The sequence below is a fragment of the Candidatus Nitrosocosmicus oleophilus genome (genome assembly GCF_000802205.1).
Taxonomy (GTDB): Archaea; Thermoproteota; Nitrososphaeria; order Nitrososphaerales; family Nitrososphaeraceae; genus Nitrosocosmicus; species Nitrosocosmicus oleophilus.
The window spans coordinates 1,284,777-1,306,715 of the sequence record NZ_CP012850.1; the positions used below are offsets into that span (position 1 = coordinate 1,284,777).

The 21,939-nt window shown below is 34.2% G+C and carries 24 protein-coding genes, 1 tRNA gene and 1 other RNA gene; 16 read left to right on the forward strand and 10 right to left on the reverse strand.

Annotated elements, in window-relative coordinates; all coding sequences use genetic code 11:
* The first annotated feature begins 208 nt into the window (after positions 1 to 208).
* Positions 209 to 1,432: a hypothetical protein gene (locus NMY3_RS06170; RefSeq protein WP_231100361.1), complete on the forward strand. Its 1,224-nt coding sequence runs from the start codon at positions 209 to 211 to the stop codon at positions 1,430 to 1,432.
* A gap of 212 nt (positions 1,433 to 1,644) precedes the next feature.
* Here NMY3_RS06170 and NMY3_RS06175 read toward each other — a convergent pair whose 3' ends face one another.
* Together NMY3_RS06175 and NMY3_RS06180 are read right to left on the reverse strand one after the other, a co-directional pair.
* Positions 1,645 to 1,866, reverse strand: coding sequence for a hypothetical protein (locus NMY3_RS06175; RefSeq protein WP_196818043.1), 222 nt, complete (start codon positions 1,864 to 1,866; stop codon positions 1,645 to 1,647).
* 291 nt (positions 1,867 to 2,157) lie between these two features.
* Positions 2,158 to 2,811 (reverse strand): O-methyltransferase, encoded by a 654-nt coding sequence (locus NMY3_RS06180; RefSeq protein ID WP_196818044.1) that lies wholly within the window; start codon positions 2,809 to 2,811, stop codon positions 2,158 to 2,160.
* 461 nt (positions 2,812 to 3,272) lie between these two features.
* Here NMY3_RS06180 and NMY3_RS06185 point away from each other — a divergent pair, with 461 nt between their 5' ends.
* The 3 genes from NMY3_RS06185 to NMY3_RS06195 all read left to right on the forward strand — a co-directional run bounded on the left by NMY3_RS06185 (position 3,273) and on the right by NMY3_RS06195 (position 5,133).
* Positions 3,273 to 3,824: a hypothetical protein gene (locus NMY3_RS06185; RefSeq protein ID WP_196818045.1), complete on the forward strand. Its 552-nt coding sequence runs from the start codon at positions 3,273 to 3,275 to the stop codon at positions 3,822 to 3,824.
* A 493-nt stretch (positions 3,825 to 4,317) separates the two neighbouring features.
* The gene (locus NMY3_RS06190; RefSeq protein ID WP_196818046.1) at positions 4,318 to 4,992 is read left to right on the forward strand and encodes a hypothetical protein; all 675 of its coding nucleotides are present in this window, start codon (positions 4,318 to 4,320) and stop codon (positions 4,990 to 4,992) included.
* 43 nt (positions 4,993 to 5,035) lie between these two features.
* A tRNA-Arg gene (locus NMY3_RS06195) sits at positions 5,036 to 5,133 on the forward strand.
* Between the two features lie 241 nt (positions 5,134 to 5,374).
* On the opposite strand, the gene NMY3_RS06200 is transcribed toward NMY3_RS06195, so the two are convergent.
* From NMY3_RS06200 to NMY3_RS16880, 5 genes are all read right to left on the reverse strand, one after another.
* Positions 5,375 to 5,974, reverse strand: coding sequence for a proteasome subunit beta (locus NMY3_RS06200; protein ID WP_196818047.1), 600 nt, complete (start codon positions 5,972 to 5,974; stop codon positions 5,375 to 5,377).
* 49 nt (positions 5,975 to 6,023) lie between these two features.
* Positions 6,024 to 7,793: an ATP-binding protein gene (locus NMY3_RS06205; protein ID WP_196818048.1), complete on the reverse strand. Its 1,770-nt coding sequence runs from the start codon at positions 7,791 to 7,793 to the stop codon at positions 6,024 to 6,026.
* A gap of 102 nt (positions 7,794 to 7,895) precedes the next feature.
* Positions 7,896 to 8,093 (reverse strand): hypothetical protein, encoded by a 198-nt coding sequence (locus NMY3_RS06210; RefSeq protein WP_196818049.1) that lies wholly within the window; start codon positions 8,091 to 8,093, stop codon positions 7,896 to 7,898.
* Positions 8,094 to 8,155: 62 nt separating this feature from the next.
* Positions 8,156 to 8,668: a PUA domain-containing protein gene (locus NMY3_RS06215; RefSeq protein WP_196818050.1), complete on the reverse strand. Its 513-nt coding sequence runs from the start codon at positions 8,666 to 8,668 to the stop codon at positions 8,156 to 8,158.
* A gap of 181 nt (positions 8,669 to 8,849) precedes the next feature.
* Positions 8,850 to 8,975 (reverse strand): hypothetical protein, encoded by a 126-nt coding sequence (locus NMY3_RS16880; RefSeq protein ID WP_257720011.1) that lies wholly within the window; start codon positions 8,973 to 8,975, stop codon positions 8,850 to 8,852.
* A 968-nt stretch (positions 8,976 to 9,943) separates the two neighbouring features.
* On the opposite strand from NMY3_RS16880, the gene NMY3_RS06220 reads away from it, so the two are divergent.
* From NMY3_RS06220 to NMY3_RS06250, 7 genes are all read left to right on the forward strand, one after another.
* Positions 9,944 to 10,234: a hypothetical protein gene (locus NMY3_RS06220; protein WP_196818051.1), complete on the forward strand. Its 291-nt coding sequence runs from the start codon at positions 9,944 to 9,946 to the stop codon at positions 10,232 to 10,234.
* Between the two features lie 90 nt (positions 10,235 to 10,324).
* Entirely contained in the window at positions 10,325 to 11,797 is a 1,473-nt protein-coding gene (gene proS / locus NMY3_RS06225) for a proline--tRNA ligase (protein WP_425319398.1), read from the forward strand.
* 105 nt (positions 11,798 to 11,902) lie between these two features.
* Positions 11,903 to 12,523, forward strand: coding sequence for a signal peptidase I (locus NMY3_RS06230; protein WP_196818053.1), 621 nt, complete (start codon positions 11,903 to 11,905; stop codon positions 12,521 to 12,523).
* On the forward strand, positions 12,516 to 13,046 hold the full coding sequence (locus tag NMY3_RS06235; protein WP_196818054.1) for a DUF367 family protein: 531 nt from the start codon (positions 12,516 to 12,518) through the stop codon (positions 13,044 to 13,046). Before NMY3_RS06230 ends, NMY3_RS06235 begins: the two co-directional genes overlap by 8 nt.
* A 213-nt stretch (positions 13,047 to 13,259) precedes the next feature.
* Positions 13,260 to 13,552, forward strand: an RNA gene (gene rnpB, locus NMY3_RS06240) — RNase P RNA component.
* Positions 13,553 to 13,669: 117 nt separating this feature from the next.
* Positions 13,670 to 14,806, forward strand: coding sequence for an NOL1/NOP2/sun family putative RNA methylase (locus tag NMY3_RS06245; RefSeq protein ID WP_196818055.1), 1,137 nt, complete (start codon positions 13,670 to 13,672; stop codon positions 14,804 to 14,806).
* Between the two features lies 1 nt (position 14,807).
* Positions 14,808 to 15,473: a hypothetical protein gene (locus NMY3_RS06250; protein WP_196818056.1), complete on the forward strand. Its 666-nt coding sequence runs from the start codon at positions 14,808 to 14,810 to the stop codon at positions 15,471 to 15,473.
* Positions 15,474 to 15,505: 32 nt separating this feature from the next.
* On the opposite strand, the gene NMY3_RS06255 is transcribed toward NMY3_RS06250, so the two are convergent.
* The gene (locus NMY3_RS06255; protein WP_196818057.1) at positions 15,506 to 16,561 is read right to left on the reverse strand and encodes a hypothetical protein; all 1,056 of its coding nucleotides are present in this window, start codon (positions 16,559 to 16,561) and stop codon (positions 15,506 to 15,508) included.
* Positions 16,562 to 16,749: 188 nt separating this feature from the next.
* Between NMY3_RS06255 and cofD the strand changes: the two genes are divergently transcribed.
* The 4 genes from cofD (at position 16,750) to NMY3_RS06275 (ending at position 19,624) form a co-directional block, all read left to right on the forward strand.
* A complete protein-coding gene (gene cofD / locus NMY3_RS06260) occupies positions 16,750 to 17,676 on the forward strand; it encodes a 2-phospho-L-lactate transferase (RefSeq protein WP_196818058.1) in 927 nt (308 codons plus the stop codon).
* A 19-nt stretch (positions 17,677 to 17,695) separates the two neighbouring features.
* Positions 17,696 to 18,421, forward strand: a complete 726-nt coding sequence (gene cofC / locus NMY3_RS06265; RefSeq protein ID WP_196818059.1) for a 2-phospho-L-lactate guanylyltransferase — start codon at positions 17,696 to 17,698, stop codon at positions 18,419 to 18,421.
* Between the two features lie 126 nt (positions 18,422 to 18,547).
* Positions 18,548 to 18,928: a cupredoxin domain-containing protein gene (locus tag NMY3_RS06270; RefSeq protein WP_196818060.1), complete on the forward strand. Its 381-nt coding sequence runs from the start codon at positions 18,548 to 18,550 to the stop codon at positions 18,926 to 18,928.
* A gap of 144 nt (positions 18,929 to 19,072) precedes the next feature.
* Positions 19,073 to 19,624 (forward strand): HemK2/MTQ2 family protein methyltransferase, encoded by a 552-nt coding sequence (locus NMY3_RS06275; RefSeq protein WP_257720012.1) that lies wholly within the window; start codon positions 19,073 to 19,075, stop codon positions 19,622 to 19,624.
* 106 nt (positions 19,625 to 19,730) lie between these two features.
* Here NMY3_RS06275 and NMY3_RS06280 read toward each other — a convergent pair whose 3' ends face one another.
* Positions 19,731 to 20,756 carry an isocitrate/isopropylmalate dehydrogenase family protein gene (locus NMY3_RS06280; RefSeq protein ID WP_231100363.1) on the reverse strand — a complete coding sequence of 342 codons (1,026 nt, stop codon included), beginning with the start codon at positions 20,754 to 20,756 and terminating at the stop codon, positions 19,731 to 19,733.
* 45 nt (positions 20,757 to 20,801) lie between these two features.
* Positions 20,802 to 21,377: a hypothetical protein gene (locus NMY3_RS06285; RefSeq protein WP_196818062.1), complete on the reverse strand. Its 576-nt coding sequence runs from the start codon at positions 21,375 to 21,377 to the stop codon at positions 20,802 to 20,804.
* A 119-nt stretch (positions 21,378 to 21,496) separates the two neighbouring features.
* On the opposite strand from NMY3_RS06285, the gene NMY3_RS06290 reads away from it, so the two are divergent.
* Positions 21,497 to 21,907, forward strand: a complete 411-nt coding sequence (locus NMY3_RS06290; RefSeq protein ID WP_196818063.1) for a ribonuclease HI family protein — start codon at positions 21,497 to 21,499, stop codon at positions 21,905 to 21,907.
* The last annotated feature ends 32 nt before the right edge of the window (positions 21,908 to 21,939 follow it).

The window sequence follows — 21,939 nt, forward strand, 5'->3', positions numbered from 1 at the left end:
AATTTCTCTCTACTTACTAATATTCAAATCTATTCTCTATAACCAGTCTGAATATGTTCGAATACTAGCGATGCGTTATAGTAGAGTTCTATTATGTAACTAAATAGGTTAATTTTGTTTCTTTTATTTTTATCGAACATGATGTTGTACTATTGATGAAGTAATCAGTTATCAAACTGCTTTATGGGATTAACAAGGATCTTGAATAATGCTAAAGATTATGCCATTTAATCTACTATTAATATTCTTAGTAGTGGTAGTAACAGGTACAGGTACACAAGCAATCTTTAATCAAAACGTATTAGCACAAAACTCAGGTGAAGACGGTTCCCGTGGATTAAATTTTGATAGTCTATTCGGAAGTAGCAAAGAAGGTTTCAGCTTCGATGAATTGTTCCCATTTGGTGATTCTAGCACTTCTGGTTCTCAGGATGAATCATCATCTAGCGATGATGACTCCACTTCTGGCTCTCAGGATGAATCTGCAGCTACTGATCCATTGGGTGGAATCGATCTTGTATTTCCATTCAATGATATTCAATCTCCAAAAGCACAATCTGATACACCATCTGAAGATTCAAGCTCCGCTAGTCCAGACGACGATAGTAAATCTCTAACTCCTCAGAAAGAATCAGCTTCTGACGATGATAAGGCAACAAGCTCTGCTGACGATGATAAGGCAACAAGCTCTGCTGACGATGATAAGGCAACAAGCTCTGCTGACGATGATAAGGCAACAAGCTCTGCTGACGATGATAAGGCAACAAGCTCTGCTGACGATGAAAAGACAACAAGCTCTGCTGACGATGAAAAGACAACAAGCTCTGCTGACGATGAAAAGACAACAAGCTCTGCTGACGATGAAAAGACAACAAGCTCTGCTGACGATGAAAAGACAACAAGCTCTGCTGACGATGAAAAGACAACAAGCTCTGCTGACGATGAAAAGACAACAAGCTCTGCTGACGATGAAAAGACAACAAGCTCTGCTGACGATGAAAAGACAACAAGCTCTGCTGACGATGAAAAGACAACAAGCTCTGATGAAGACAACGCAAAATCAGGCTCTGATGAAGACAACGCAAAATCAAGCTCTGCTGACGATGAAAAGACAACAAGCTCTGATGAAGACAACGCAAAATCAGGCTCTGATGAAGACAACGCAAAATCAAGCTCTGCTGACGATGAAAAGACAACAAGCTCTGATGAAGACAACGCAAAATCAGGCTCTGATGAAGACAACGCAAAATCAAGCTCTGCTGACGATGAAAAGACAACAAGCTCTGATGACGATGAAAAGACAAGCTCTGACAGCTCTCGTATGATTGCTCCTCAAAGTGAGACTACAACAACAGAAACAGGTAAACCAGTAGCTCCTCAAAGTGAGACTACAACAACAGAAACAGGTAAACCAGTAGCTCCAATAGCATAATAGGATAGACAATGATTAGGTAAAGCAGGTGCGAATGAAAAAATTCTATACCTGCAATCCTATACCCAAATTTTTTATATTTTCGATTTATTTAGAATATTTGTTTCATTTTTGATGAATTATTTCGGCTCATGCAACATATAGAATAATCAATTTTGCAGTTCTTTTATTTGGAATTACAACATATAATTTCATTCAGATAGTAATTAGTTTCACGAAACGGATTCAGATATTTTCTTGAGATCTTCCTTGAGAGCTTTGTATTTGTCCAATCTTGTTCGTCCTTCCTCTGTAGACGGTATGTTCTCTAATAATTTTCTTTGTTCCTTTTCTGTCATACATTCAACGGAGTTCAAAATATCTTCTAGTTCAGACTTTGATAATTCAAGTGTGATTATTTCATTGGGATGGTTCGTCTTAACAATTTTTGTCATGTTCATATTTAGATGTTCAAATTAATATCTTTGTTCATAGACAAACCCGGACTCGCTTGGGTTGTAACAATTTTCGACATTAAAACTAACCGAAATGGTTTAAGTTTAGTGTTGATTGATCCAAATAAATTCATATCTCAGATAGTCTCAATATATACCTTCATAGCACAATTATTTTATTCTCTTTTAAATATTCAAATGTTACTGCTGTGATGTAGTATTCTTCAAATTCATTTGTGTTCTAATTTTCAAATAAGAGGGGGTTACATGACATGTCGTTAGTCTCAAAAGTTATCTTATTTTTAAACTCACCTCTTCCCCATGTCCGATTGGGACTGTTACTGATTGAACAAAATCTTTTTTCCTTATATGTTCGATATATTTAGACATACTTGGTCTATATTCTTCAGGGTACAGTACATTATCCGTAACGATTACTCCGCCCTTCTTGACTATTGATATAGCCAAATCAAAATATTCTTGTAAATTTTCCTTATCAGCATCCAAAAAAATGAAATCAAAATATTGGGATTGATCATCTGGATTTTCCTTAACATGGTTTGACAATTGATTTAGTACTTTTAAGGCATTTCCTTCAATTATTTCTATTAAACCACTGACTCCAGCATTCTTGAAATTTGTAGTTGCTTTCTTAATTTTAAGTGGATTATTGTCTATGGTAGTGATGTTTATTTTTGACATGCTATGGTTTTCTTTATTCTGATAAAACGAATATGCAAACCACAGGGTCGAGTATCCAACAGATGTTCCTACTTCTAATATCTTTTTGGTATTCATAGCTGATAGTAAGATGCTGAAAAATTTTCCAGTGTCACTGGTAATCGCAAGCATAGAATCTTCATGAGATACTTCTGCTAAACCTGATCTTTCTAAAACTGATTGTTTTTCCAGCTCGGTTAAGACTTTAACGATTCTAGAACGCATATTAAGATCTACATCTGACATTTTCTCGTACTATGATTATTTGATTATCCTAATATTAAAACGAGATTTTTTGTACTCTAAATTGAGAGAATTTTACGATGGTTGTTATTCAAACACATAGTTAAACGGGTAAGTACAGGACCATCACTATGATAAACCAAGATTACGACAAACTTGATAACCCTTATGAATCGTTAAATTTGGATTATGTGAATCTCCATATTATCTCTCGGTTTAGATCTTGTCTTTGATTTTCTGTTTTAGCAATTTTTGGTTTCAAATGAAGTGTATGAGCTAATCTAACGGGAACTATTATCTTAATAAATCATCTACTTACTCAAATCAATTAGCGAAAAGAGTCTTGTCTATTTCTTGGAATATTTGAGAATAAGCATTTTTTATCTATGCCTTGGGGTAGCAGGGGAAGCAGAGATAGCAAATGTAATCTTAGGGGTAGCCTAATGATTAAATCTTATAAGCATTTTTTTCCCAGGGACCTTATGATGGGTAAATTAAGAATACATAAAGAAAAATCCATAATAAAACTGTACGAACAAGGGAAATCCAGTCGCGAAATTTGCCAAGAAGAGCATATTTCTTTTCGAGAACTTGGGAGAATAATTCGTAAATATGATGGGGAAAAAGACTCCAAAGTTGTGAGTAACCAAACCAAAGCCTATAGTATGTTTCTAGCAGGTAAACCGATCATTTCAGTTGCGATTCATCTTGGCCTAGGTAGTGAAGAGGTAAAGCAATATTATTATGAGTATTTGTCTATTTACGAAATGGATAATTTCGTAAAAATTACTAAAGATCATGGTTACTTCTTGCCTTTTCTATCCAAAGTAGCAGAGAAAATGAAAAGTAATGAATTTGAGTCTGATGTCGATAATTTGATTTATTGCATGAATGATGTTAAGACCGTGATAAGAGTTAGGGATAAGGTTCAACACGAAGTCAATATGTTAACCATAAAACGAGATGATCTGTTAAAATCCGGCCAACCTGAATGATTTTCTTTACGGTAATAAGATAATTGTAATCAAATGCTGTCATATTGGGGCAAGATCTAGTCTTTAAAGAAAAACTAAGATAAATCTTCAGAAAACATGCAAGATACAAGTGTTTTACAAGGACAATACATGACATCTCAACATTGTCTCTCTCTTTTCTATATTTTGGTAAAAGATATTGCGAAATAACCTGATTATCTAGAGAAATAGAAATTTGGGATTTGGTTAGTCGTTTGTTAATTACTATTAGGGCCAATATTCCAATTAGGATTTGAAAATAACGCGCATTTATTAAACTTTGATTAGTTTTATACAAAAATTTTCTTTATGTTCAATCTCTGATTAAGAAATCTATAATAATTCTGCTTATAGCATTTTGTTTCTAATGTTATCATGATTTTCCAATATTCGATTCTTATTATTCGTTAAATTCAAAAAAGATGAAAAAATTGCAAATATTTTTAATAAAGTTCATCCTACAATATACTATAGAATGAAAACCCTTCAAATTGCTACCTTTGGTGACGATGATCAAGATGGAATTGCACTGGGGATTCGAAATTTTCCAATTCACCAACTCATATTAATATGCTACTCAAGCGATGAATCCAAAGCCATCGATTATTCAAAGAAGATTGAAACAATAATAGGTATCGGTTCAGAAATAATTCTTGTTGAGAAGGAAAACGTCGTAAAGGATACAATTGAAAGAGTTAATGAAGTATTATTAAAGAAAAGTATGGAATATCATCAGATCCTAATGAATGTAAGTTCTGGGGATAAATTGATCAGTTGTGCAGCACTCTCATCAGCATTTATTAATGGAATAAAGGCTTTTGCAATGGACCATGCTCATACAGTACCTCTGTTATTACCAGTACTAAAGTTTAGTTACAGTGAAATCATATCAGATACTAAAATAAAAATACTAAAAAGTATTGATAGTATAGGCGGAATGGTATCCAGCTTGGAAGAACTAGAACAAATTTCAGGTTATGGGAAACCTCTTTTAAGTTATCATGTTCAGGGTGGTAAGGAAAATAAAGGATTGGCAGACTTGGGATTGGTAGAAGTAGATAAGGGTGACAGAGGTAAAACAGTAATTAATATCACTACTTTAGGTAAGCTAATGGTTACATCTAACCTCGTAAATTCTTCTCAGCATTAATATTATGTTAATCTCAAAAAATATGATAATCTGAGTTTCATGTGGGCTCGTAGCGCAGACTTTGTCTAATCAAAGGTGCATAATGGATAGCGCGGACGCCTCCTAAGCGTCAGGCCGAGGGTTCAAATCCCTCCGGGCCCGTTTTGATTTACTTTAAAATATGGTTTTTACAAGAAAAGTAAATATAGCGTTACGATTTTGGTGGAACGAGATTTAGATCCTACACAACCAAAACTTTATTCTAGATATCTTACCTTTTCATATCTAAAATCTTTGCTCAAATGAATAAAAGATAAAAAAACTAATTGGTTAATTTGACCTGGAAGGCAAAATATCGCTCTTTACCATTAACTATAAATAAGAAAAAATATTTGTTTCAGATTCATACAGGATATGAATTTTCGCTTTTCCCATTTTTATTGATGATCAAAATGTCTATCCCATCACCACTCGCAGAATCCCTTTGAATGGATGATCGAATGGATTTTAATGCTAGATTAGTCGCCTTCTCCTCATCAAGGTTTTCATTGAACTCTGCATCCATTACTCCCAGTGCCATTTCAGCTCCAGTTCCTACTGCGGCATATCTATCTGGTAAAACTGAACCAAGTGGATCGAGAGTATAAATTTCTGGCTTGCCAGTTGTAACACCTCCAACTACAACCTGAGTCAATAAGGGGAAGTATCTCCTTTCAAACATTATAACGGACATCAATTTTGCAACCGAATTTGGTTCGACATTACGTCGGGTTTCCAATTTCCTGATTTTTGATAGAGCGCTTACCTGGCGTACTAGAACCTGCATGTCAGCAACCATGCCTGCACAAGCGGCACCCACATGATCAGTAACATTAAATGTTTTTTTAGTATTTTTATTAACTACGAAATTGCCGTATGAAACTCTCTTTTCAGCAGCCAAAAGTACTCCATCATTGTAAGTAATACCAACCGCTGTTGCTCCGGGCATAAATTGAAAAGCCATTTAATAATTAAAAAAAAAGAGTTAGATTTAGTCGTTTCTATATGGGTGTCTACTTTTTCAACATTGAATAGTCATGAATCTTGATTGCCTCCGATATCAGCTTATTTTGAATTTCTAAGATGTCCTTTGCTTCTGGATATTTTGATCCGACCACCACTTCTGCAACAATATTTGTTATGTGTCTGAATAGGAATTCATCGCCTCTTTGAGCTTCTACTTTGTATGTGGAATGAGCCTTGTTTACAAAGACAATGTTTTCATTCGTAAAACTGTATCTCGGATCAGTTTCATCCTCGTAGGGGATTACCTTGTATCCTATTTTTTTTAGCGTGAACGTTTTTTTGAGAATAGGCTTTCTAATAGTTTTTCGAATCATCCCGTCATTGCTATTAGAGAGGTTGCCTCTGTAATCATTACTTGAAACTTGTGAATATGCCTTATCTTTATTGGCAGGATCGTTGAGGGCAAATTCATTTGCTGAATTCGAGATTTCAGTACTGCTTAAAATCTTACCCCTATTGTCTATATAATTGTCTGATGAATAGGTCTTTGTAGTTTTCTTTCCATTCAAATCATCAAGATCTGAATCGAATTTTCGTTTGCTGTTGTCATCCTCGTTCTCTACATCATTATTCCCATCTACTTGTGTCAAGGTAAAAGATACATTATCGGTTCTATCATTATCATGTCCATGAATTGAATACGGATTGGATGTGAGATTATCATTTGTGTGACTCGAGTCATCTGTTCCGTTCTCACCAGCTGGGGATGAAACCTCAACCGATTCAAATCCTTGAATCTCTTCCACAGGTTCAAGGGTTTCCAAAACAGCTTGACCCATAACTTTATCAATTTCCTTATAAATTTTTGATTCTTCCCTTGTGATAAGGACATCTTCATATTCTGTTAGGCTTGGAAGTACCTGATCAATTATGAAGGTTTTTACATTTTGATTAAAAGCGTTATAGGTATCATTTTCAATTAAAGCCGATTTATCTGCAAATCTGGATGTAAGTTCGTCGCATTTTACATATCCTGTAACTCGGCTAAGCTTGTTGTCAAATCCAAATGTGCTCCTCAGAACCACGTGATTACCTACCATTATTGCTATTCCTTTCTCGTCTTGTCCCAGAGGCCTTCTCGCAATAATTATTTCACCGGTGGTTCTTGGATTATCTAAATTTACATCTAGCTTGTAACCTTGAATATCTGGCGAGCGTATTATTTGGGAATCGGACATATCCCATTCTTTAATATTGTTAGCAGATTTGATATACACTTCAAATAGTGGATATTTTAAAATGGAGAGTTTCTTAATCTCTTTTGAAAGTTTGTTTATGTCAATGCTAATTTTAGATCCTATCAACAAGATCTCGGTACCATTTCTACCGAGTTTTGGCTCTCTTATCTCACGTAATTTTGCTTTTCCAGTAATCAGCTCTTCCAATGTATTCCCATCAATAGTGATAGTTTTGTTAAAATCGTCTAACCTAGTTTTGATTTTCATTTGATCAAACGAAGTCAAAAAGGACAATCGCCCAGTACCATATCTTCCCGTTCTTAATCTTTTCAATTTTGGTGAAAGGATCTCTTCAGCCTTATGAGGCGAGCCTAATATCAAAAACTTGTCCATTGAATTGGAGTTCATCCCTGCGTTATCTTCAATTACCACGTTACCGTTGTTTAGCACTGTTACAAGAACATTCGTTGCATCCTCGTCAAAGGCGTTTTCAATAAGTTCTCTCACTATTTCATAGGGAGATATCCACGTTTTCGTGGCAAACTCTCTAAAAAATGATGGATGAACTTTTAATTCCATAGTCAATATATTTTAGTTTTTAGTAGAAGATTATTTAAATAAATATTAAAAATTAGTTGACTAAATTCCTAAATTTTTTTGACAAGCTTATGAGCTGCGATTCTAAGTTGAAACAGTGTGAGTAAAGCCAAGAATTATGGCCTTTGGAATTAAGTCTACTAAACCTAGGGTTATTTTAGGCGGATGAGTTTCGATGAATGGATGTACCGTTGTATAATAAATTAACAAAACTGGAACTGCAGCACATCCTGCTATAGTTAAAAGGATTAGCCAAGTAGCTGTCATCTTTCCCGTAAGCATGTCATTTTAAAAATGGTTAGGATATATAAAGATAAAGTCTTTATTCGTAGTATTAAAGAATTTCATAGCCGAAAGGAAATTTCCTTAAAGGCATTCCAGAATTTGTCACCGACATAGTGGAGATTGTTTATGATCTGTCCCTTTTGTAATTCTTTGGCGTTAATGCTGTCCTCCAGTGCTATACCAACAGATAAATATTTTCCATATTTTTCTTCCTTTACTACTACTATGTCATTTTTCTTGAATTCACCAAACTCTACTATACCTGGACGCAAAACCTTTGCTCCATTACATATGAACTTTATAGAACCCGAGTCTACAATTACTGAAGGGAATTTTTCCAGGACTTCGGTTCTCCCCAAAAAAGGCAGTATAATTTCCTCAGAAATGAAAACTGCAACAAGGGAATCGATAACCAAGATACTCTTATTTTCTTCAATTTCAAAAACTTTTATATTCTTAGTTTTGGGAATAGATATCTTATCCTCCCAGCCGATCCCTATTGTTTTGAGTATTTTCTCCGTATCTTTCTTGGATATCACATACGTCTTCAAACAGCTTATTGAAATCGTCATAGATAATAAAGTTGTATAACTATTGATAATAGATCTCTTGCGTAATCAACAGGGATTAATCATATCTTCTAGCCATTATCATCCATCTAATAACTAACAGGTATTCATTATCCTTTAGTTTACCATTGCTGACACTATATCTGAAACTCCCTCATACTTTCTTAACCTATTCCTAAGCACATCATACATTATCCTGTGCTTTTTTATCCCTGCAGATGACATGGCATGACATGACATGTTCTACCACTATTCTTTTTGCAGAATGGTTCTTGTTGTACTCTTTTTCTGTTCTGCAACTAGCTCGCAACCTTTTTCCTTCTTGATAGGTAATGATGATTTTTGTTGAGGAAAGTTTTTTCCACTCCTAGAAAGCCAAGGTCAAACATAAAACCTGTCAAGACATAGGTGAGGTACTTAGACGATAGTATACCAAGACCATGATGATAACCCCTATCTTTAACATCCAGTTTGAAACGTCGTCTACCAGCACCAGCACCAAATAGCTCTTTCTCTCTATTTCTCTTATTGTGAGATAAGCTCTTTATCTCGTGTTTTGGATAGGATATTCGATATCACTTTATGAATTTCATCAAGCTGCTTGACTGAAAGACCGGTGAATGACTTAAAAAGTGTTGATTTCCTGGATAACCTACGGTGGGATAACAAATGGAAACGACATCTTTACATAAGATGTACAGAAATAAAGCTGTTTTCGACTAATTACACAAAAGAGATCTTTTTATCTTTTATAACTTGATTAACATACTACAATAGTATATAGTCACAATCTGGTGGTGGTCGTTGGATTGAGTCTTTTTATCAATAGTAGAAATTAATTTTGCATTTATGAGACAGATTAACCTGTGTCACTTGAGACACATTCGTTTAATTAATTTCCCTTAAAATATCTATATACGATTCGACTTATATGCAAATCACAAGGTCAGTCAACATATTCAACCTCATTTGTAAGACAAATATCGTTTAATTTTTCTTCTTGTACTATCTTTAAAATAAATTAGAGACCTGCGATATATTCACACATCTTTTCAAAAGGTGTTTGTACTAATTACACAAAAGAGATCTCATCTATTAGTGATTATTGGGTATTGTTTATCACTTATTGCATCATAATCATATTTTGACATATTTAACGAATCTAGGAGTAGATATCTTGTAGTCTACATGTCCCTTTTTTTAGATACTTAACCTTAGTCCTCAAATTGGAAAAAAAATTTTTATAAATAATTAGACCGTACATTAAGTCTAATTGAGATGAGTGAATCACCCGTTACGAAATATGAGGTTCCAATAAAGCAGGTGGAAAAAACCTTGAAAATAAGTGATAGAGCAAAAGCTGAGCTAAAGAGCTCAGGCATGATGGATGATAAGGGTAAACTAAAACTAAAGGGTGTTAGTCCAAAAATGTTAAAAAGAATGAAGCTAGAATCGATAGATTGTCCTGTATTCAAACAGGAACTTGGCTTTGTACAATGCTACGTTTGTAGCAATTTTCATAGTAGAATTAGTGGTGTAGTTTATTGCAAGGGTGACCCATTGGAATAGTCTAGTTATTTTTTCTATTGCCCTTGTAATAACAGCATAAGCTTCATAAATAGAAATCCATAGCTATCTTTTGATTAATTGTCTCAGAAAATCAGTAAGGAATTTGGTATTAGTGTGAAAAAAGATGAAAACTTTAGCGAATGGTATTCACAAATAGTTGAAAAGGCAGGGTTAGCGGATTACATCTCTGCAAAAGGTTTCATTGTCCTCAGACCATATGGTTTTGCTATCTGGGACCTCATTAGGATCTATTTAGATCAAAAATTCAAAGAGACAGGACACCTTAATGGATTCTTACCTTGCTTAATACCTGAAAGTCTGTTGAACAAAGAGGAAAAGCATTTCAAAGGATTCAATCCCGAAGTCTTTTGGGTAACATCGTCTGGTGATTCTCTGTTGAATGAAAAATTAGCGTTACGACCCACCTCTGAGGCTCTACTTTATTCAATATTTCCCAAATGGATATCTAGTTATCGAGATCTTCCACTTAAAATGAATTTTTGGAACACTGCATTGAGAGCTGAGATAAAGTCCACAAAACCCTTCATACGAAATTCAGAATTTTTGTGGCAAGAAGGTCATACGGCTCACGCTGACAAAAAAGAGGCAGAGGTAGAAGTCATGACAATTTTGTATCTTTATAAACATTTTATTGAAAAAGTCCTTTCAATTCCTACAATATCTGGATATAAAAGCAATAAAGAGAAATTTGTTGGTGCAGATTATACTACTGCATTGGAGGGAATGATGCCTGATGGAAAAGCACTACAACTTGGAACCTCTCATAACCTGGGTTTAAATTTTTCACAACCGTTTGAAATAAAATTTTTGAACAAGAATAATAATGAGGATTTTGTTTGGCAAACTTCTTGGGGTATATCGTGGAGATTGATTGGAGCCTTAATAATGGTCCATGGGGATGACAAAGGTTTGATATTACCCCCAATCGTTGCTCCGATCCAAATTATTATTATTCCAATTTACAAAGATGTGAACGAACATTTAGTCAAAGACCATGCTAATAGACTTAGAGATAGTTTAGTATCTTTAGGCTACAGGGTTTTTGTAGATGAACGAGATGAGTTTACCGCTGGATGGAAATATAATGAATGGGAAATGAAGGGGGTCCCTGTCCGAATAAATATTGGACAAAGAGATATTGAAAGCAATAATGTGGAGGTAGTGAGAAGAGATAATAGACAAAAAAGCATTGTCCCTATGGACAATTTGAGTAAAGAAATCGAGAAAATTTTTCAAAGTTTGCAATCCGATTTATATTGCAAGGCAGAAACCTTTCTTAAAGAGAAAACAAAGATCATAACAAATTTTGACGATTTCAAGGGGATTTTGGATGGTCATTCCGGTTTTATTGTGACTGGGTGGTGTGGTAATGAAGACTGCGAAGTTAGGGTTAAGGAGGATACTGGAGCAGACATTAGGGTAATCCCTTTCGATTCAAAAGACCTCCCAACCGGACCCAATACGACAAATGACGTAATTAGGGATTGTATTTATTGCAGAAAAAAGGCAAATAAGATAGTTATCTTTGCAAAAGCATATTGATGCAATACTCTGCTTCGAATTATTCAACGGGGATGAAATAAGGGATAATTAAAATTTAAACAGAATGTTTATGTAAGGTTTAAAATCCAAATTATTTATTACAAGTTGTCAAAGAAGAACAAGGATAACAAGAGGAAAGATATCAAGATAATCATAATCATTGTTGTAGTATTTGCTATAGCCTTTATTTCTATTAGGACTCTATTGGCCGATTCTAATCCTTTTTATGTAGTGGCAAGTGGTAGCATGATCCCTGTACTCAACATAAACGATCTGATAATAGTTTGGGAGAAAGACAATAGCACCTTTGCTAATGCGAATATAGGGGATATCATCGTTTTTAAAGCCCCGGATCCAGCGGAAGAAAATAAGACTATTGTGCATCGGGTATCAGCTATCATTGAGAAGGGAAATAATTTGACCGGAAACGTGATCCTTTGTGCTCCTATTGCCATAAATGAAGTCATACAGGAAAAAACAATTCTGACAAAGGGAGATGCAAATGAATGTTCTATTCCTGGAATAGATTTTCCGATAACAGAAGAGAACTATGTAGGGAAGGTCATCTATACAATCCCACAAGTGGGTATCATACCTCAGGTATTAAAACCCCCTGTAAACTATATTATAATGGCTGTAATAGCTGGATTATTGATATACTCATTCATTCGTGGAGGTAAAAAGGATAAACAGGAAGAGGAGAAAGAAAAATTAAAAGATGAGTGAATCCAGTGCGATACCTTTAGAATTGGCTGTACTTATGTATAGGCAGGATGATCCAAACAAGTGTACAGCATCGCGACTTGTAAAATTTAAGATGGCTAAGGAAGTAAGGAGGGTTCCTATTACATTTTTGGTACTAAATCCTTTCGCTGAAAAAATGGTTACCCCTAATGATATGAAAAAATTTAGAGGCATTTGCGCTATTGATTGCTCCTGGAAATTAGCAACACAGGTAATTAACACGTCAAAAAAATTCTTTAATAATAGAAAGCTTCCTGCCTTATTGGCCGGAAATCCTACCAATTATGCCAAATTAGGAATGCTTTCAACGGTTGAAGCCATATCTGCAGCATTGTATATTTTGAATTACAAGGAAATGGCTAGAGAAATCTTGAATAAATTTAAGTGGGGGCATACATTTATGGATTTAAATTCCGAAATCTTGGAAGATTATTCTCATGCACTAGGACAAGATGAGATAATAACGATTGAAAAGGATTACTTTCCACACATTTTCAACTCCTGATAACAAATTCTACAAAAAGACTGTATTAAAAAACCAAATTACACGGCGGATAATTTCATTAATACAAGTTAAGTGAGCGATTCAAAAATGTTTCAATACCACGATTATTGGACTTGGAAAAAAGTATTGTAATATCATGTTCAATCAGAAAAAATATCCAAAAGACGACTAGTAGATAAGAAAGTTAATAACTTTAGAGCTTCATTTTTACTTGTGAGCTAGCGAGCAAGTTACTTCAGGTAATATAACGAAGAGGAAACTCCTCCCTCACTACGGGCACCTGAATTAGCGATAATTAGAAGGAGACTTCTGGCAACGAAATAGAAAAGGATCCAGTTGAGATCAAAAGCAATGATGATTAGTAATCTGAGCGATTTCAATTTTGGAGTGAAACTGTCGACCTAGGTGGAGAAAGGCCAAACAGAGTTAGGAACCCGTACATACACTCAGGTAGGCTGCTTAGCTAAATCTTGCTTAAAACAAAAGGAGGGTTACTACTAGGACACACGATATGGGATTCAAAATAGAAGATTTTCCATTTTGAATCCCATGCTATTTATCTTCAAATAGATTTCGAAAATCTATTAATTCTAATTGCCACTACTGATAAAATATAATATAGAATGGATGATATTTTAGACTGTCCGGTGCTTCTAACGGGTAACGAACATTCGCGGTTCCTATCAAAAAGATATGGATATAAAGAGTGGATGATATCTAGATTTCTAAATTTTATCCCTTGTCCTGAAAAAATGCTAGAGTATATCCATAATAGCAAAAATTTGCATTATTATATAAGAGTAAATACCCTAAAAACTAATCCACAGGAACTAAAGAGGCGATTAGATGAGAAGGGATATCACTTAAACGAGACAATTCTAAAAGAAGTATTTGAAATAAAGAACCCTGGATTCATGGGTATTCAAAATAAGGTCGACGGGGTTAGAAATGATAATCAAAATAATGCTGATAACAATGACAATAAGGTTGCTGTTACCGCGCAAAGAGATAACGATTTGCAATCTAGCAAAGATAATGACCCTGGATCCAAACAGCCTAGTATCGGTTCAACTATTGAATATTTGAAAGGATACTATTACATCCAGGATTTGAGCTCTTGTATTGCAGTAGAGGAATTAGAAATTGATGATGGATCCGATTTGGTTGTATTAGATATGGCTGCTGCACCTGGGGGCAAGACAACGCATATCGCTCAAAAACTAAATAATATGGGAGCAATTTTTGCATGTGAATTAAACTCCAACAGACTTGCATCTCTACTTTTTAACTTGTCACGTTGTTTTGTACAGAATACAATTGTGTTGAATATTAAGGCAGAGGAGATAGACAAACTTGGATTACATTTTGATAGAGTACTGCTTGATGCACCATGTACCTGTGAAGGGATTATTATGAAAGATACTTCTAGAAAGAAAAGTCGTAATTTAGTGGATTTGGGAACCTGTAGTAACAGACAGAAAAAACTGATTATGTCTGGTTTTGATGTTTTGAAACCAAACGGACTCTTGATATATTGCACTTGTTCCTTTGCGCCAGAAGAAAATGAGATGATAATACAATACCTCTTAAACAATCGCAAAGATGCAAAACTCGAGCCATTAAATTATGGAATGAATGGTTTGACAAGATTTTCAAAGTACCAATTCGACGAGAGTATGGTATTTACCAAAAGATTCTATCCTCATATCCATTCCACCAACGGATTTTTTATAGCAAAAATAAGGAAGATATCAAACTAAAATGACTTTTAGAAATTTGACTAATGCTGAAGAGACGATTTTGAAAAGGTCCTTTAATAATTGGGGAATTTTTGAAATTTTTAAAACACTAAGAATACTTATCCGAACCCTATTTTTAGACGCCGTTATTAGCGATCCAAAGCATACATTAACGTTAGGATACTCAAACGGTACTGAATTCACCGAGCCAGAAAAAACCATAAAGAGAACAAAAGAAGTTTTCGTTCATTCCAACATCAAATATGACGATACGCTTTTTAATAAAATACATCCCGTTATTGTCGGTTTGAAAATTGGAACTATTAAGAATAAGCGATTTTCTCCCGGCTTAAATTTTGCCGAATTCGTAGTCAAACACAATAAAAATATGGATTATCCTCACGTTATCATTAATACAAAGGCTGAAAGTCTAATAGTTTTTGGGAGGGACATTATGGGAAGTTCAATTCTGTCATATTTCAAAGATATAAAAGAAAATCAACAAGCCATAATATTAAACCATAACAAGGAGGTTATTGGATTAGGCAAATCTAGATACTCGGGGAGATTGATTATTCAACCTAATGTGATAACGATAGATACCACTCAAGATATTGGTACATACTATCTAAAAAGTGAAAATAGGCTATCTAAATCTATTGATAAAAATAAAGACCATTCACTATAAATACGAACAACAAAAAAATTAAATTCTATAGGCTATTTTCTTGCTTTTACTAATACTAAGACCGCCACACCTGCCATCATGGCTCCAAATATCAAAAATACTTGTATGGGAAAGCTGCCTGAAGAAGTAGCCACACCCTGAGGTGCTACGGATGACACCGAGAGATATTCTTTACCTCCTGTTTGTTGAACTTGAGAGAATCCCCCTATCTGCATTTGTCCACTTGGAGGTGCTGTTAAAGTATTAGCAGTAACAGTTACCCCGTCTATATCACCGGAAGCAGAGGTTTCTTTTGCTGTATGAGTTCCTTCTCTGAAACTGCTCTCGCCCAAAGAGTATATCGAAACTATCTTTGATCCACCTTCTGTGACAGAAAACCCAAAGCTCGCTGCACCTGCTTGAGCACCAGTTGCGTCAAACAAAAAGTGCCAGTTGTTCATCGATGTTCCAAATTCTGCAAAATCCATAATAGGGGCTTCAAATGCAGGTGCTAAAGTTGTATTTTGAATTTTATTAGCTACCTCTGGAGCTAATTTTTCCAAACCACTGATAGGATGATTAATGTCAATCTGACCATATTCTTCAGTATTTACTATCAATGGCTCTTCCAATGCAATACTTCTCCAATCTACATCCAAAATAGATGTAGTAGAGCCGTTTGATCCAGTTACAAGGTTAGTAATAATTGGATGCAATTTCACCTGGTAGGAAACAGTTCCAGTTGTAGGTCCACCATTGAGAGTTGCTTTATAATCTAGTGTGGCGTTTTCAAATTTTACTAAACTTTGTTTTTGAGAAAGTAATTCATTGTTTATTTTATCTAATATCTCAGATACACCATTACCACTATCTGAAGAATTCAATGAAAATGAGATTGTTGTTTTATTTCCATCTAAGATTTGTGACATAGTGCTATTAGCGGGATACTTTAAAGTAATAATTCTATCACCTGTAAAGGAAGCATCCGCCGTATTTATTACAGGTGAGACTCCTGCTTCCATTTGTATGGCATAGCTTTGATTAATAATCCCGCTAAAAAAAACAATAGCCAATAATACTATTACATAATCTAGAGATCTTAATTTCAATATTTTTGAATTCCATTTAGCCTGTTTATAAGCTTATTGATATATCTTTACTTGGGGTGAATTCAAATTGAATACTGCATGTTTAGAATAAAAAATTATATTTTATCTAGCCTAAAAGTAAAAAAATCATAACATAACAAAGAGAAAAAAAACAAATAATAAAAAAAAGAAAATATAGAAATGTAATATTGATTACCATTTTAGCTGGGGGAACAGGTTCTATTAAATTAGTTAGAGGAATGTATAAGGAATCAGAAAACATTACAATTATTTCAAACGTAGCAGATAACTTTTGGCATTATGGGCTCTACATTTGTCCCGATATCGATACAATCATTTATGGACTCAGTAATAATTTGGACAGAAAGAAGGGGTGGGGAGTCAAAAGAGATTCTTTTAATTTCTTAAAATATATGAATACACTTGGACCCGAGACATGGTTTAACCTCGGGGATAAAGATTTGACAACCCATGTTTTAAGAACGCAGCTATTAAAAGAAGGGAAGAGTTTAACTGAAATCACAAAATTCTTTACTGACAAATATGGTCTGTCCCTACTCGTAGCTCCTGCTTCTGATACTCATTATGAATCAAACATGGTAATTGAAGGCAATAAGCGAATTCATTTACAAGAATATTGGATAAAATACAAAGGTTCAATGCCGGTGTATGATATTATTTACAATAACATCAAAAAAGCCAGGGTAACTTTACAAGCTCAAAGAACGCTTGAAGAATCAAGATTAATCTTATTTGCTCCAGGAAATCCGATCACAAGTATTGGACCAATAATAAACATACCTGGTATGAAAAACCTTTTGAAGAAGTTAAAAAATAAAATTGTTATGGTTTCCCCCCTTATCTCTAATAGAGCAGTCAGTGGTCCATGTGAAATTTATATGAAGGCGAAGAATATCTCTCCTAATTTGAGGGGGTTAATTGACTTTTATTCTGAAATTGCTAATACCATGATCTTCGATAAACTTGATGAAGCTGAGATTGAAAAAAAATTAAGAAACGATTATCCTGAAATAAACTTTTGTTATTCTAACATACTTATGACGAATTTAAGAAAAGAAACATCACTGGCGCGGTACATAATTTCTAATTTTTAGGATAGAATAGGGTTATTTTTTGAACAACACAAGAACTGCAATAATTATTCCAATAAAAAGATTTGACAAGAGTAAGACACGGTTGAGTGGGTTTCTCAGCCAAGAACAAAGGGCCCGGCTTTGTCATCTTATGGTAAATGATTTAATTGAAAAAATGTCCGAGTTAGAAGAAAGTAATTTGTTTTTGGTTACAAATGAAATTATTCCAATACCGGAGAAATCAAAGGAAAAGGTTGTAGTGCTATTTGAAGGCCACAGCAGCGGAGTAAATGATGCTGTTAAAATTGCAGATTGTTATATAAAGAAAAACAAATTTGATAGTTCGATTGTGATCCCAATAGATATACCGCTGTTAACCCTAAAGGAAATAAAAGAGATCATTTCTTTCGCACGGGACTATAAAGAGATTATTAGTATGGTTCCTTCAAAAAGATTCGATGGGACCAACATATTATTGAGAAAGCCGCATTCGATAATAGATACGAGCTTCGATGATAACAGTTTTTTCAACCATTTCAGAAAAGCACTTGATAATGGCGTCTCGCTGAAAATATTTTACCACGAAAATTTGAAGGTGGATATTGATACTATCGATGATGTGATGCTGGCTTTGAAAAAATATCATCTAGATAATTCTCCTTTCAAAATGAGGGACTCGGAACAAAAAGAAGTAAACAAGATTGAAAATAAATCGATAGAATATCTATTGAATATCTTTCAGAACAGGGATGAACTTGGTTATTAGTACTATGGATTTTAATTTAGTGTTCTGTAGTGTAGTGATTGCACTTTAAGAAGTATGTAACTAGTTTGATGTGAAAAATTTTTTCATTCAAGATATTTATTGGTAGTATAATAATAATTAACATACTTGTTGCATAATATCATTGCTATCATAGCCATTTCATTCATTGTAGTCGGCGGTTTATGGGGCATTGGTAGTCTATTGAATGCTCCTCAGGAAAAAAATATTCAAAAGTCAAATGATTCGATCTTACTAATAGCTCAAAATAATGCCTTTAACCAGACCAATCCAACATTATATGTGAATGCAAGTCAACCTACCCGATTAATAATTCTCAATAAAGACTTTGTGAAACATGATTTCATTTCCGATGAACTAGGCATTAATACTGCCTACTTGACAACAGAGCAAGATTTCGTTACAGGAATTGCAAGTAATAAAACAGGTAACTACACATACTATTGTTCTTTTCATCCCGAAATGAAGGGAGAAATTGTTATAAAATGATCAAAAAATATGATGTAACATGAAATCACAAATATATATTTTAAAGCGAATTTTCGATATTTTGTTAAACTCAGGATAATGAGAATTTCTGATAAAATATTATTAAATAACCTTTTATCTTTTTACTTGCTAAGCGATTACTAAATGTACAGCCCTTCTGAGGATACTTATTTCATGGAGGATATTCTAGCAAATTATAGAGGTAAAATTGCCCTTGAGGTGGGTATTGGATCCGGATACTTGACTAGATTATTATGTACAAATTTTGAGTTTGTTGTCGGAACTGATATTGATGTTAATTCCGTCATGTATGCTAAAAATAATACACTGGCAAATATTAAAAACAAACTGTTGGTTTGCTCTGATTTAAGTTTACCATTAAAATGTAAATTTGATTTGATCATTAGCAATCCTCCGTATTTACCAACGGAATTTGGCAATCTTGATGATACTGCTGTTTATGGAGGAAAAAAAGGAATAGAATTGACTATCCGATTATTGAGATCAATTCGATTGCAACTAAGCGAATGTGGGAAAATTGTGATAATGAGATCATCCTTATCTGACCTTAATAAAATGGATGATTTCATTGATAAATTGTTTTTGAACAATAAGATACTCGCAAAAAAAAATTTCTTTTTTGAATCTTTAGAAATATTGGAACTCTCTGGTGTAAGAAATAGTTCTATGATTTGATTACACAAAGTAAAAAGAAAATATATGTGATCAAGGACTAGGACGATAAAAAGAAAGACTCAAAAAATAAAAGGTATAAGTTGACTTTCGTCTTAGATTATTGGCATTATTTTTTGATTAATGATGCTGACCTTTGAGCAATTGCCTCTGCCATTTTTGATAATGACGACGATCCGCCCAGATCGTATGTCAAAAACTTTCCCTCGTCAATCGTTTGTTCAGTGGCTTTGAAAATTGCTTCTGAGATATGCTTCTCTCCTAAATATTCAACCATCCAAGCACCTGATAAAATAGTTGCCACTGGATTTACCTTGTCTTGCCTAGCATGCTTTGGAGCGCTCCCATGAGCAGGCTCAAACATCGCATATGTATCACCATAATTTCCAGAATAAACATTGCCGATAGACCCTACATGTCCTGAGGCGCATTCAGAGATTATGTCCATAAATAAATTTGTACTAAGTAGTAAGCTATTGTTGAATCTTTCTGGATTCTTGACTAGTTGTTGAGTCATGTTGTCAATATAATATTCTTCAACTTCGATGTCTGGATATGTTTTGTTTGCTTCCACTACAGCATTCCAAAAAATCCCATCAGTTTCTTTTAAAATATTTCGTTTAGTTATGGCAAATATTTTCTTAAATCCTTTTTCTTTGGCTAGTTCAAAGCCCTTTTTGACTACCCTCCTGCAACCCTTTCCTGTGGTTTTTCTAATTGCTATGGCCGAGTCATCACTTGTCTTAAACTCAATACCTGCATACAGCCCTTCTGTTGATTCTCTAACGCAAATAAAATCTAGCTGTAATTTCGAAATCTTGTATGTTTTGATCGGGCGGATGTTTGCATAAAGTTGAAATTTTTGTCTAATGCTTACGGCTACACTTCTTGGGGCATCTGGATTTGGGACTGTAGTAGTAGGACCTTTAAAACAAGCATCGGAAGATTTCAGAGTATCCCAGACCTCATTTGAGATATAAGAATTACCTCCATTTTTTTCCCACCATTCAGAACCTGCGTTACATGTTATCAATTCAACGTTAGTATTACATGATTTTAGAACTTTAATCATCGCATTAACTAATTCAGGACCAGTACCGTCACCATTTATTATAGCAGCTTTTTTATTGCTCAAATGAACTCAAAAAATGTTTGATTATATTCATATTTATTTATTCAGTTACTTTGGGATAAAATCAATCCTCCCAAAAAAAGCATTGGAAAATGGTGGAAACTCGCTATTATTTACAATTTTAGTAAACTCTCCTTTGTCTGAATAATATGAATACTGAATGTCATAATCTTCAAGCTCTATAGTGTTATTTACATATTTGCCAGTAGAGTTATCTACCAAATTAACAGTTTTATTATCATATGAATAGATTTTCATCAAATCCGGTAAGGACAAATGAACCGGTCTAATATATTGGACATGAAGAGTATCACCTATTGAATCAGTATGAATTGGTTTTAAACATTCTTTCCCTTCTACGATTTGCTTCCCCACGTTATCTGGAAACAAATATTGTTTATTATCTACAAACACTTGGACCCTTGGATAAACATTGTAACTATCCAATGAATGTGCTTTGAGGCAGACACTCAATATCTGTGGAGGTGGAACGAGCTGTGTAAATACAAGTCCAAACAATACGGCTGCCCCTATGATTATCGGAGGCAAAAGTAAATCCTTTTTACCCATTTTTTGGAAAAAATTCTTTTTTGGGGTCCCCTCTTTTATCTTTCTCTTGGGCACAAATTCAGTATTCCTCTAACAATATAAATTCTTTAGAAATACCTACATGATACACTGACTTTTATCTTAATGGTAAAAAATAAAAAAAATAAATGTAAAATAGTTTTTTAATAATGTAGTTGTTGGACGTACATATTGATGGTGCAAGTAGAGGAAACCCGGGATTATCTGCAATAGGCATCACGATAAAAAATGACGACAAAATAATAAAAGAACACTGTGAATTTATAGGCATCCGAACCAATAATCAAGCAGAATATGAAGCATTACGGCGAGCCCTTGAAATCTGTATAGACATGGATGGTGAAGTAAACATTTCATCAGATAGCGAACTACTGATAAATCAAAGAAACCTAAAGTACAGAATACGAAGCCAGGAACTAAAAATAATTTCCAGAGAAATTACAAATCTGGAAAAAAACTATGATAAGATTACTTACAAACATATTCCTAGAACCAAAAATAGTCGTGCAGATTATCTTGCAAACAAAGCTCTTGATAAATATGTTGGTGCAAACTCAAAGAAATGACCATTATTAATCAGAAATTTGTCGCAGGTTAT